Here is a 12,056-nt window from a genome sequence, read left to right as displayed (position 1 = left end):
GCCTCGGTCGAACCCGAGCCGCTGTCCCCGGAACCGGCGTCGGCATAGACCGCCTTGCCCAGCTCCTGGGCCGCCTCGGCCAGCGCCTCCACCTTTGGCTGCAGGTCGTCGGGCGTGGTGGCGGTCTCGATGGCCTCCTTGAGCTCGGTGAGCGCCGTCTCGATGCCGGTCTTCACCTCGTCGGAGACCTTGTCGCCGTGCTCCTTGAGCGCCTTCTCGGTGGAGTATGCGAGCGCCTCGGCCTGGTTCTTCGCCTCGGCGAGCTCCTTGGCCTCGCGCGCCTCCTCGGCGTGCGACTCGGCGTTCTTCATCATCTCCTGGATCTCGGCCTCGTCGAGCCCCGAGCCGCCGGTGATGCGGATCGCCTGCTCCTTGCCCGAACCGTTGTCCTTGGCCGTCACGTTGAGGATGCCGTTCGCGTCGATGTCGAACGTCACCTCGATCTGCGGCATGCCGCGCGGCGCGGGCGGGATGTCCTCCAGATTGAACTGGCCGAGCATCTTGTTGTCCGCAGCCATTTCACGCTCGCCCTGGAAGACGCGGATGGTCACCGCGTTCTGGTTGTCCTCGGCGGTCGAGAAGATCTGGCTCTTCTTGGTCGGGATGGTGGTGTTGCGGTCGATCAGGCGGGTGAACACGCCACCCAGGGTCTCAATGCCCAGCGACAAGGGCGTCACGTCCAGCAGCACGACGTCCTTGACGTCACCCTGCAGCACGCCGGCCTGAATGGCCGCGCCCAGTGCCACGACCTCGTCCGGGTTCACGCCCTTGTGGGGTTCCTTCCCGAAGAACTCGGTCACTTCGGCCACGACCTTGGGCATACGGGTCATGCCGCCGACCAGAACCACCTCGTCGATGTCCGACTTGGAGCAGCCGGCATCCTTCAGGGCGTCCTGAACAGGCTTCATGGTCCGCTTGATCAGATCGGCCACCAGGCTTTCCAGCTTGGCGCGCGTCAGCTTGAGGACCAGGTGCAGCGGGGTCCCGCTGTTCTTGTCCATCGAGATGAACGGCTGGTTGATCTCGGTCTGGCTGGACGAGGACAGTTCGATCTTGGCCTTTTCCGCAGCTTCCTTCAGGCGCTGCAAGGCCATCTTGTCCTTGGTCAGGTCGACACCGTGTTCCTTTTTGAACTCGTCGGCCAGGTAGTTGACGATGCGCATGTCGAAGTCTTCGCCGCCCAGGAACGTGTCCCCGTTGGTGGACTTCACTTCAAACAGGCCATCGTCGATTTCCAGGATGGTGATGTCGAAGGTACCGCCGCCGAGGTCGTAAACCGCGATCGTCTTGGTTTCCTTCTTGTCCAGGCCGTAGGCCAGGGCGGCCGCGGTCGGCTCGTTGATGATGCGCAGGACTTCAAGGCCCGCGATCTTGCCGGCATCCTTGGTCGCCTGACGCTGAGCATCGTTGAAATAGGCCGGAACGGTGATCACGGCCTGAGTCACGGTCTCGCCCAAATAGGACTCGGCGGTTTCCTTCATCTTTTGCAGGATCATCGCACTGACCTGCGCCGGAGAGTACTTTTCGCCCTTCACCTCGACCCAAGCATCGCCGTTGCCACCGTCCACGATGTTGTAGGGGACCAGCTTGCGGTCCTTTTCAACGGCCTCGTCGCCCATGCGACGGCCGATCAGGCGCTTGACGGCAAAGACGGTGTTGGTGGGGTTGGTCACGGCCTGACGCTTGGCAGGCTGGCCGACCAGACGCTCGCCATCCGTGATGCCCACGATGGAAGGCGTGGTGCGTGCGCCTTCGCTGTTCTCGATGACCTTCGGCTGGCTGCCGTCCATGATGGCCACGCAGCTGTTGGTGGTGCCGAGGTCGATGCCGATGACTTTTGACATATTCATATAACCTTTCTTGCGGCGATATTTGAGGCTTCGGGTCCGTTACGGCCCCCGCGGCCCGATCCCTTGCTTGAACGACGTCCGGAACCCCCGGGCCGCTTCGACGGTGTATATAGGGATGCAATTCAGCCCCGCAAGCACCGCATCGCGGCAAAAGTCGGCCTTGCGGCCCGTCCTTGCTGCCTGGAAGCGCGCGCCGAGCCTATTGGGTGGCCCCCCAGCTGATCGATTCGTACTTGCGGGTGGTGAAGTTGATCAGCAGCCCGACCATCAGCATCGCGATCGAGAACCAGAGCGGATAAAGGAGCATCGTCTTGTGGGGCGAATAGTTGATGAACAGGAATCCCCGTTCGCGGTCGATCAGGTGAAAGAGCGGGTTCCACGCGAACCAGGGCAGCATGAAGTTCGGCATGGTGTTGGCCACGAAGAACTTGCCCGAGGCGAACATGTTCACCCGCATGTAAAGGTTCGTCAGCACCTTGGCCGTTGCCGGCGACCAGGGCCGGATGCCCAGAAAGACCAGCCCCACGCAGCAGCCCGAGAACCAGGACAGCAGGAACAGCCCCCCCGCGCCCACCGGGTCCTCGATCTCTATCGGTGTGACGGCCAGATGATAGGTGGCCAGGATCACGAGGCAACTGAGCGTCTGGCGATAAAGCGTTGCCAAGGCCGCCCCGGAAATCAGGACGGCGGCGTTCAGCGGCTCGTGCTTGATGATGCCGGCCGATACGGAGTGGCTGGTCGCCACGGCCGCCGCTGTCTGCGAATGCAGCATGAAGATGAAGATGCCGGACATGATGTAAAGCAGGAAGTTCCCTCGCAGGGGCGATGTCCGGATGCCGACCAGGAAATACATTCCCAGAAACACGGCCACGAACAGCATGCTTTGCACGATGGTCAGCAGCAGGCCGATGGCTGCGTTGCGATGTTCGGTCCGCAGGTTGTAGACGGTCTGGTGATAGATCAGCGCCAGCGTGGTCCCGGCGGCCTGCACCATGTTGCGGTTCCTGCGTTGCTTGAACAGCATTGACGCCTTGTCCCCCTGAAAAGATGCAAGCATGCCGCACCGCCTGCCGGCATGGTGGACCGGTGCTTGCCGACCTGACCTCGGGACAGCATAAGGATCGGAACAGGGTCACACAATCCGGCAGGGGTCCGCGCGGCGCCGCAAGGAAAGGAAAGTGCATGCAATTCGATCGATTGACCACGGAAATGCGGCGCCTGGCCCTGCAGGCCGGCGAGCGCATCATGGAAATCTATCAGAGTGATGATTTCGAGACGCGTGCCAAGGCGGACGATTCGCCCGTCACCGCCGCGGACGAGGCCGCCGATGCCCTGATCTCGGCCGGATTGCGCGAAGCCTTTCCCGACGTTGCTCTGGTAACCGAGGAGCAGGCCGAAACGCATGCCCAGTCGCTGCGGACCTTCCTGATCGTAGATCCGCTGGATGGCACCAAGGAATTCGTGCAGCGCCGGGGCGATTTCACCGTCAACATCGCCTATGTCGAAAATGGCGTGCCGGTGCGGGGCGTGGTTTATGCCCCCGCCAAGGGGCGGCTGTTCTATACGACCGCCGACGGACGCTCGGTCGAGGAAAAGGGGCCTTTCGGCGATGCGCCCGGAGAGATCGCCTCGATCGGGGTCAATCCCATGCCGGATAATCGCGGGTTGATGGTCGTCGCGTCGAAATCTCATCGGGATGCCGCAACAGATGCGTATATCGGCCAGTACGGCGTGCGCGACATGACCAGCGCCGGCAGTTCGCTGAAGTTCTGCCTGGTGGCAACCGGCGAGGCGGATCTTTATCCGCGTCTCGGTCGCACGATGGAGTGGGACACGGCGGCGGGCGACGCGGTCCTGCGCGGGGCAGGCGGCATGGTCGTGCGCTTCGACGATCACACGCCGCTGGGCTATGGCAAGCCCGGCTTCGAAAACCCGTTCTTCATTGCCTATGCCCCGGGCGTTCTTCTGGTCAAGGAGTGACATGTCGGTCGTCATCATCATTCCCGCCCGCTTTGCCTCGACCCGTTACCCGGGCAAGCCCCTGGTGGAACTGCGCGGCAGGGGCGGGCAGGCCCGCAGCCTGATCCGGCGCAGCTGGGACGCCGCCATGGCGGTCAAGGGGGCAGACCGTGTCATTGTCGCCACCGACGACGCGCGGATTCGCGATCACGCCGAGGCCTTTGGCGCCGAAGTCGCCATGACCAGCCCCGACTGTCGCAATGGCACCGAACGCTGCGCCGAGGCCGTGGCGGCCTTGGATACCCGGCCCGACATCGTCGTGAACCTGCAGGGCGATGCGCCGCTGACCCCGGCCTGGTTCGTCGAGGATCTGGTGGCGGGTCTGCGGGCTGCGCCCGAGGCCGAGGTCGCGACACCGGTCCTGCGCTGCACCGGCCGCATGCGCGCCGATCTGCTGGCCGACCGCCGCGAAGGCCGCGTGGGCGGGACGACCGCCGTCTTCGGGCACAACGGTCGCGCGCTTTATTTTTCCAAGGAAGTCATTCCCTTTGTTCCCGGCGCGGTGGATGACGATGCCCCCAGCCCCGTCTTCCACCATGTCGGTGTTTATGCTTATCGACCTTTGGCGCTGGCCGACTATGCCACATGGCCCGAGGGCATCCTGGAACGGCTGGAGGGGCTGGAGCAGCTGCGTTTCCTCGAGCGTGGACGAAATCTGCTCTGCGTCGAGGTTCAGGCGCGGGGCCGCCAGTTCTGGGAGCTGAACAATCCCCAGGATGTCGAGCGGCTGGAGAGCATGATGCGGGAGATGGAAATAGATTGAATGAGAGGCATTTTTGCCGAACTGGTGCCACGTTTCATATGAATTATTTGTACAAGCTGTTCGAAACAGTTGGCGAGTGCCTGCCGAGGGAATAGGCTGAGCATTGTAATTCCTGCTGCTCTGTGTAGGCAGTGGCTCCAAATTCGGCAGCACCCTTTCTGCCGGTGAAACAGAGGTAGTTGTTATGGGTCGCAAGGTCACGAAAGCCATTTTTCCGGTTGCAGGTTTGGGAACGCGTTTCCTCCCCGCCACCAAGAGCATCCCGAAGGAAATCCTGTCGCTGGTCGACAAGCCCTTGATTCAATACGCAATCGACGAGGCTCGCGCGGCCGGTATCAAGGAGTTCATCTTTGTGACCTCGCGCGGCAAGGGCGCGCTCGAGGATTACTTCGATCATGCGCATGAGCTCGAATCCAACCTCAAGAAGGCCGGCAAGGACAAGCTGCTGGAAGTCCTGCGCCAGACCAACATGGATTCGGGGGCCATCGCCTATATCCGCCAGCACAAGGCGCTGGGCCTGGGTCACGCCGTCTGGTGCGCCCGCCGCTTGCTGTCGGATGACGAACCTTTTGCCGTGGTGCTGACCGATGACGTCATCCAGGGCGAGCCGCCCTGCCTGCAGCAGATGATTGAAGCTTATGGCGAAACCGGCGGCAGCATGGTTGCCACGATGGAGGTCGCCTCGGACAAGGTGTCGTCCTATGGCGTGCTGGACGTCGCCGAGGACATGGGCGCGATCGTGCGCGCCAAGGGCATGGTCGAAAAGCCCAAGGCCGGAACCCAGCCGTCGAACCTGGCGGTGATCGGGCGCTATATCCTGGCTCCGACCGTGATGAAGAACCTCAACAAGCTGAAGCAGGGCGCCGGTGGAGAGATCCAGCTGACCGACGCCATCGCGGAGGAGATCGAGGCCGGGCGCGACGTCTTTGGCCTGCGTTTCCGCGGCCAGCGCTTCGACTGCGGCTCGAAGGCAGGCTTCCTTCAGGCCACCGTCGCCTTCGGCCTCGAACGGGATGAGCTGAAGGACGAGTTTGCCGAATACCTGCATCAGGTCATGGCGATGCGGCGGGCTGCCGAGTAATCGATGGTTCAGAACGTTCTGGTGACAGGGGGTGCGGGCTATATCGGCTCGCACGCCTGCAAGGCCTTGGCAGAGGCCGGTTTCACGCCGGTCACGCTGGACAATCTTTCGACCGGCTGGCGCGATGCCGTCAGGTTCGGCCCGCTGGTGCAGGCCGACCTGATGGATCGTCCGTCGCTGGACGCAGCCTTTGCGGAATGGCAGCCCGTTGCCGTTCTGCATTTCGCGGCGTTGAGCCAGGTCGGTGAGGCCATGGCCGAGCCGGGAAAATACTGGCGCAACAACGTGTCAGGATCGCTGAACCTGATCGAGGCCGCAGTGGCGGCAGGTTGTCTGGACTTCGTCTTCAGTTCGACCTGTGCAACCTATGGCGACCGCGACGGCGAGGTGCTGGACGAGAACACACCGCAGGCACCCTTGAACGCTTATGGCGCTTCCAAGCGTGCGATCGAGGACATGTTGTTCGATTTCGAGGCCGCCCATGGGCTGCGCCATGTGATCTTCCGTTACTTCAACGTGGCAGGCGCTGATCCCGATGGCGAGGTCGGAGAATTCCACCGCCCCGAGACCCACCTGATTCCGCTGATTCTGGATGCGGTGGACGGCAAGCGGTCTGCGCTGACCATCCACGGCACCGATTACCCGACGCCGGATGGCACCTGCATCCGCGACTATGTCCATGTGATGGATCTGGTCGATGCCCATGTGAAGGGGCTGGAATGGCTGCGGGCAGGCAAGGGCAGCCAAGTCTTTTGCCTGGGCACCGGTGACGGTTTCTCGGTCCGAGAGGTGGTGGACGCAACACGACACGTCACCAACCGCGCCGTGCCCATGGTTGACGGGCCCCGCCGTGGCGGCGACGCGGTCAAGTTGGTCTGCGGCAGCCAGCGGGCGCGGACCGATCTGGGGTGGAGCCCCGACCGCTCGACCATGAAGCAGATGATTGCGGATGCCTGGCGCTGGCATCAGTCAGGCGACTATCGCCAGTGACGCTGGCCCGGGCCGCGTGGCAGGCCTATCGTCTGCGCTGGAAGCGGCGGGAATTGTTGTGGCGGGCCATCCGGGCGCAGCGTCGGTTGCGCCCGATCGCCGACCGCACGGCAGCGATTGCGCGTGATGACATTTTGGTCATCTGTACCCTGCGCAACGAGATGCCGCGCTTACCTGAATTCCTGGACCATCATCGTCGCCTGGGCGTGGCGCAGTTCCTGATCGTCGACAACGGCAGCGAGGACGGGTCGGACCGTTATCTGGTCGATCAGCCGGATGTGTCCTTGTGGCGGTGCGACACCAGCTATCGCGAGGCGCGTTTTGGGCTGGACTGGGCAGGGGCGTTGCTGTTCCAGTTTGGGCACGGGCACTGGTGCCTGACACTGGATGCGGATGAATTGTTGATCTATCCGTCTCACGATACCCGCCCCTTGCCGCAGCTTGTGGCGCATCTGGACCGCATCGGCCAGCAGGGCATGGGAGCCATGATGCTGGATCTGTTCCCGACCGGTTCGCTGGGTCAGGCCGATGCGCCACCTGACCAACCCTTGCACCGTCAATTGCCGTGGTTCGATGCCGGTCCCTACCGCAGCCGGCGCCTGATGCCGCGTCGCAACCTGTGGGTCCAAGGCGGGGTGCGTGAACGGGTGTTCTTTGCCGACGCGCCGCGCCATGCACCGACGCTGAACAAGCTGCCGTTGATGCGATGGAACCGACGGCAGGTTTATGTCAATTCCACCCATTCCCTTCTGCCGCCCCGGCTGAACGACCTGTATGACGGCCCGGGCGAAGGCAGGCTGTCAGGCATCCTCTTGCATGGCAAGTTCCTGCCCGACATTGTCGAGCGGTCCCGCGAAGAACTGCATCGCCGCCAGCATTTTGCTGATCCCGATGCTTATGCGCCCTATCATCAGGCCGTTGCGGATGCACCCGTGCTTCGCGGATCACAATCCCTGCGTTATGACGGCTGGCGGCAACTGGTGGACCTTGGCCTGATGGGGACCGGAGACTGGCCAAGTCAGGCGGGTTTCTGAAACCCCTTGCCAAGTTGGCAAGCTCCGGCCATTCCTGACAACCATGACGGATTCTGAATTGTACAGACGCCGCTTCGGGTTGAACTGATGCGCATGGGCAAGCTCTCCCTTCCTGCGCGCCTTCGTCGTCGGGCCGAACGGCAGTACCTGATCGCGCGGGCCTTCAACAGGCGCCGTGCCCTCAAGCCTGTCGTCAATCGCACCGCCGCAATCCGCAAGGGCGACATCCTGGCCTTTGTGACCCTTCGCAACGAGCGGGTGCGCCTGCCTCATTTTCTGGGCTATTACCGCAAGCTGGGGATCAATCACTTTCTGTTCGTGAACAACAACAGCGACGACGGCAGCGGCAACTATCTGGCCGAACAGCCGGACGTATCCTTGTGGTGGACCGATGCCAGCTACAAGCGGTCACGCTTTGGCATGGACTGGATCAATCGGCTGCTGACGGCGCATGGCAGCGGGCATTGGTGCCTGACGGTCGATCCGGACGAGTTCCTGATTTATCCTCATTGCGACAGCCGCCCCCTGCCGGCGCTGACCGACTGGCTGGACGTGTCAGGGCGAAAGTCCTTTCCCGCCATGCTTCTGGACATGTATCCCCGTGGCGACATCGAGGATGAGGTCTATCACGAGGGCGGCGACCCGTTTTCCATCGCGCGCTGGTTTGATCCGGCCAACTACATCATCAGCAAGAACGACCATTTCGGGAATCTCTGGATCCAGGGCGGCCCGCGCACGCGCCGGTTCTTTACTGCCGACCCTTTGTCGGGACCGGCGCTGAACAAGATCCCGCTGGTCAAATGGCACTGGCGCAATGCTTATGTCAGTTCGACTCATATGCTGCTGCCGCGCCACCTGAACCTTGTTTACGACGAGAACGGAGGCGAGATGGCCTCGGGCTGCCTTTTGCATGCCAAGTTCCTGTCCACCTTTGCCGACAAGTCCGCCGAGGAACTGGACCGCCGTCAGCATTACGCCAACAGCAAGGAATATCGGGCCTATCATGCCGGACTGCGGCGCGGCACCAACCTGTGGTGCAGCGAGTCGCGCGAATACGATGACTGGCGGCAGATCGAGGATTTGGGGCTGATCTCGCGCGGGAACTGGGCATGAAGGGGCCGGTGCAACTGGGAGTGATCCTGCTTTGCCACGCCCGGCTGGACATCGCCGCGCAGATGGCACGTATCTGGGTCCGGGGCGGGGCGCGGGTCGCCATCCATATCGATGCCAAGGCACCGGCAACCGCCGTCGCGCAACTAAAGGATGCGCTGGCCGATCTGCCGGGCATTGTCCATTCGCCCCGTCACCGCTGCGACTGGGGGCGGTTCAGCCTGGTGCGGGCGACCCAGGATGCGGCGCAACTGCTGCTGGACAGCTTTCCCCAGATCACGCATGTTTATCTCGCGTCGGGTTCTTGCCTGCCGCTGCGGCCGGTACAGGATCTGGCGGCCTATCTGGCGCTGGATCCTGAACGGGATCATATCGAGAGCGTCAGTGCCCATGATGTCGGCTGGACCGTCGGCGGCTTGAACGAGGAACGCTTCAGCCTGTTCTTTCCGATCGACTGGCGGCGGCGGCGCTGGCTGTTCGACCGGATGGTCGACATGCAGCGCTGGGTCGGGATCAGGCGGCGGCTTCCCAAAGGCATCACGCCCTGCCTGGGATCGCAATGGTGGTGCCTGACGGCTGGCACCCTGCGGGCCATTCTGGAGGATCCGCGCCGGGCGGAATTTGACCGCTTCTTCCGACTCAGCTGGATCCCGGACGAAAGCTATTTCCAGACCCTTGCCCGCCGCCATACCGTACGTATCGAGAGCCATTCCCTGACACTTGCCAAGTTCGATCACGATGGCAGGCCTTACCAACTGTACGACGATCATGTCCTGCTGCTGGAGGAATCGCGGTGCTTCGTGGCGCGCAAGGTGTGGCCGGGGGCTGTACGGCTGTTGGCGCACTTTCCCCGGCCGGGCAACGTGCGGCGCGATACCAGCCCGCCCCAGCCGCAGCGGTTCGAGCGCTTGATCAACCGCACGGTCCGGCGCCGCCTGCTGGGGCGGCCGGGGCTTTACATGCAAAGCCGCTTTCCCCGCCAAGACGCCGAGAACGGCAAGACCTCTGCACCCTATGCGGTGTTCCAAGGGTTTTCGGACGTGTTTCCGGAATTCGAGACCTGGTTGACCGGCATTGTCGAGGCCGACGTGCACGGACATCTCTTGGGTCCGGAAACCGTGGAGTTTGTCGGACGCCCCGACATCGGGCCCGGAGCCATTTCGTCCAGCACCCTGATCCGTGACCGGGATCCGCACGGTTTTCTGACGGCGCTGATCCGAATCACCACCCGCACGCAGATCTTCCAGTTCAGCCCCCGCGACAACCAGACCCTCAACTGGTTCATGGCCACCGATCCGAATGCGCATATCCATGTCATCGCCGGCGCGTGGATGCTGCCCTTGCTGGAATCCGACATGCCCTTTGACGACATCCGCCGCGTCACCGCCCTCCTGCAGCGGGCCGAGCTGGCGCATCTGGACGTGCTGAATTCGGTCTGGGTCAAGGCGCGGGTGCATGTCCACGAACTGAGCGACTTCCTGGCCCGGCCCCAGGAAATTCTGCTGCAGGCGCTGCATCAGCTGCCGGTCCCGCCCGGACCGCTGGACAGGCTGCCCCGGATGCGCAATCTGGACGGGCTGGCTGAATTGCTGCGCCGCCTGCGCAATTCGGGACTGCGCCCGCGTTTGTCCGGAGACGGGCTGCCGCTTGCCGAGATCTCCCTGACCGAAAGGACGGCCGCCGAATGAGCACGCCATTTCGCAGCTTTGTCATCTTTGCCGAAATGCGGACAGGATCGAACCTGCTGGAGGCGACGCTCAATGCCCAGAAGGGGATCACGTGCTTTGGCGAAGCGTTCAACCCCTACATGATGGGCTGGCCCGACAAGAACGATCTGCAGGGCGTCACCCGTGCCGAACGGGAGGCCGATCCCGCACGATTGCTGGAGGCCCTGTTCGACCGACCCGGACATCTGCCGGGGTTCCGCTATTTCCACGACCATGATCCACGGGTCCTTGATGCCATCCTGCATGATACACGCTGCGCCAAGATCATCCTGACCCGCAACCCGTTGGACAGCTATGTCTCGACCTGCCTTGCCCGCGAAACGAACCAATGGAAGCTGAACGAGACCGAGACACCCATTCCTGCGGCCATCACCTATGACGGTCCCGAGTTCAAGGCCACCCTGGCTGCGGTCGAACGGTTCCAGCTGCGCGTGATGCACCGGCTGCAGGTGACCGGACAGACCGGCTTCTGGCTGGGCTATGAGGATCTGCGCGATGCCGAGGTCATGACCGGGCTGGTGCATTGGCTGGGCCGCCGGGATATCGCCCGGGTAGAGCCTGCGCGCGACCAGGTGCCACAGAACCCGCGCGAACTGTCTGACAAGGTCCGCAACTTTGGCCAGATGCAGGACGATCTGGCGCAGATCGATCCCTTCATGTTGCACCGTATCCCGAATTTCGAGCCGGGTCGTGGCCCCTCGGTGCCCGGCTTTGCCGCGCTCGAGGCGGGGACGGGTCTTCTGCACATGCCGGTCCGCGGTGGACCCAACGCAGCGCTGCGGGACTGGATGGACAGGCTCGGACCGGTTTCGGGCGACTTTACCCAGAGCAGCCTGCGCCAGTGGAAGCGTCGGCATCCGGGCCACCGCAGCTTTGCCGTGCTTCGCCATCCGCTGTACCGCGCTTGGTCGGCCTTCCGGCAGGTGCTGGGCAAGGCTTCGCCGGAGCTGCGCCAATTGCTGCGCGATGTCCATCGGGTCGATCTGCCTGCGGACGAGGTTTTGCCGGACCTGTCGGTTCAGGAGCAACTGCCGCTGTTCGCGCAGTTCCTAACGCTGCTGCGGCGCAATCTCAATGGCCAGACAACATTGCCCACGCATGCCGGTTGGGCCAGCCAGTCCGAAGTGATCGCCGGGATTTCACGTTTCGCCGCCCCCGACATGCTGATCCGGGAAGACCGCCTGCCCGAAGAGATCGAGGTTCTGACCCGCGCGACAGGCATTGCCGATCCAAGCCTGCACCACCTGTCGTCCCCGCCGATGCCGGATTTCCTGCGCGACAGGACACTGATCGATGCTGCGCGCGCCGCCTATCTGCGCGACTACGTGACCTTCGGTTTCGGGGACCCTTGAACGCAAAAAAGGCCGCACCTAGTGGCGCGGCCCCATTGATGGGCGGGGCTTCAGCCCTTTAGAATGGCTGCCAGTTCGGCCTGCTTTTCGGCCACCAGCGCCGCATCGCCGTCCGATTCGACGTTCAGGC

The 12,056-nt window shown here is 63.2% G+C and carries 10 protein-coding genes; 8 read left to right on the top strand and 2 right to left on the bottom strand.

Going from position 1 to position 12,056, the window contains the following annotated elements; genetic code table 11:
• A partial coding sequence (dnaK, locus tag ACLHHB_RS15550) for a molecular chaperone DnaK (RefSeq protein WP_410219193.1) occupies nucleotides 1-1,844 on the bottom strand: 1,844 nt, incomplete at its 3' end.
• Between the two features lie 205 nt (nucleotides 1,845-2,049).
• Nucleotides 2,050-2,874, bottom strand: a complete 825-nt coding sequence (locus ACLHHB_RS15545; RefSeq protein WP_410219192.1) for an ABC transporter permease — start codon at nucleotides 2,872-2,874, stop codon at nucleotides 2,050-2,052.
• Between the two features lie 158 nt (nucleotides 2,875-3,032).
• On the opposite strand from ACLHHB_RS15545, the gene cysQ reads away from it, so the two are divergent.
• From cysQ to ACLHHB_RS15505, 8 genes are all read left to right on the top strand, one after another.
• Nucleotides 3,033-3,830, top strand: coding sequence for a 3'(2'),5'-bisphosphate nucleotidase CysQ (gene cysQ / locus ACLHHB_RS15540; protein WP_410219191.1), 798 nt, complete (start codon nucleotides 3,033-3,035; stop codon nucleotides 3,828-3,830).
• A gap of 1 nt (nucleotide 3,831) precedes the next feature.
• Nucleotides 3,832-4,632, top strand: coding sequence for a 3-deoxy-manno-octulosonate cytidylyltransferase (locus ACLHHB_RS15535; protein ID WP_410219190.1), 801 nt, complete (start codon nucleotides 3,832-3,834; stop codon nucleotides 4,630-4,632).
• Nucleotides 4,633-4,816: 184 nt separating this feature from the next.
• Nucleotides 4,817-5,713: a UTP--glucose-1-phosphate uridylyltransferase gene (locus tag ACLHHB_RS15530; RefSeq protein WP_410219189.1), complete on the top strand. Its 897-nt coding sequence runs from the start codon at nucleotides 4,817-4,819 to the stop codon at nucleotides 5,711-5,713.
• Between the two features lie 3 nt (nucleotides 5,714-5,716).
• Nucleotides 5,717-6,703, top strand: a complete 987-nt coding sequence (gene galE, locus ACLHHB_RS15525) for a UDP-glucose 4-epimerase GalE (RefSeq protein WP_410219188.1) — start codon at nucleotides 5,717-5,719, stop codon at nucleotides 6,701-6,703.
• A complete protein-coding gene (locus tag ACLHHB_RS15520; RefSeq protein ID WP_410219187.1) occupies nucleotides 6,700-7,737 on the top strand; it encodes a glycosyltransferase family 2 protein in 1,038 nt (345 codons plus the stop codon). The genes galE and ACLHHB_RS15520 overlap by 4 nt, the downstream gene beginning before the upstream one ends.
• An 87-nt stretch (nucleotides 7,738-7,824) precedes the next feature.
• Complete coding sequence (locus tag ACLHHB_RS15515) at nucleotides 7,825-8,850, top strand: glycosyltransferase family 2 protein (RefSeq protein ID WP_410219186.1); 1,026 nt, start codon at nucleotides 7,825-7,827, stop codon at nucleotides 8,848-8,850.
• Nucleotides 8,847-10,535 carry a beta-1,6-N-acetylglucosaminyltransferase gene (locus tag ACLHHB_RS15510; RefSeq protein WP_410219185.1) on the top strand — a complete coding sequence of 563 codons (1,689 nt, stop codon included), beginning with the start codon at nucleotides 8,847-8,849 and terminating at the stop codon, nucleotides 10,533-10,535. Before ACLHHB_RS15515 ends, ACLHHB_RS15510 begins: the two co-directional genes overlap by 4 nt.
• Nucleotides 10,532-11,926, top strand: a complete 1,395-nt coding sequence (locus tag ACLHHB_RS15505; protein ID WP_410219184.1) for a hypothetical protein — start codon at nucleotides 10,532-10,534, stop codon at nucleotides 11,924-11,926. The genes ACLHHB_RS15510 and ACLHHB_RS15505 overlap by 4 nt, the downstream gene beginning before the upstream one ends.
• The last annotated feature ends 130 nt before the right edge of the window (nucleotides 11,927-12,056 follow it).

This window comes from Paracoccus sp. (in: a-proteobacteria) (genome assembly GCF_046462195.1).
Lineage (GTDB): Bacteria > Pseudomonadota > Alphaproteobacteria > Rhodobacterales > Rhodobacteraceae > Paracoccus.
Note: the sequence above shows the minus strand (reverse complement) of the source record. Positions and strands in the feature narration are given on the sequence as shown.

Bases quoted from the DNA above. Each gene is read 5' to 3' on its own strand.
- ACLHHB_RS15515 (WP_410219186.1), top strand. From the start codon at position 7,825: ATGCGCATGGGCAAGCTCTCCCTTCCTGCGCGCCTTCGTCGTCGGGCC.
- ACLHHB_RS15505 (WP_410219184.1), top strand. From the start codon at position 10,532: ATGAGCACGCCATTTCGCAGCTTTGTCATCTTTGCCGAAATGCGGACA.
- ACLHHB_RS15535 (WP_410219190.1), top strand. From the start codon at position 3,832: ATGTCGGTCGTCATCATCATTCCCGCCCGCTTTGCCTCGACCCGTTAC.
- galE (WP_410219188.1), top strand. From the start codon at position 5,717: ATGGTTCAGAACGTTCTGGTGACAGGGGGTGCGGGCTATATCGGCTCG.
- cysQ (WP_410219191.1), top strand. From the start codon at position 3,033: ATGCAATTCGATCGATTGACCACGGAAATGCGGCGCCTGGCCCTGCAG.
- ACLHHB_RS15530 (WP_410219189.1), top strand. From the start codon at position 4,817: ATGGGTCGCAAGGTCACGAAAGCCATTTTTCCGGTTGCAGGTTTGGGA.
- ACLHHB_RS15510 (WP_410219185.1), top strand. From the start codon at position 8,847: ATGAAGGGGCCGGTGCAACTGGGAGTGATCCTGCTTTGCCACGCCCGG.
- ACLHHB_RS15545 (WP_410219192.1), bottom strand. From the start codon at position 2,874: ATGCTGTTCAAGCAACGCAGGAACCGCAACATGGTGCAGGCCGCCGGG.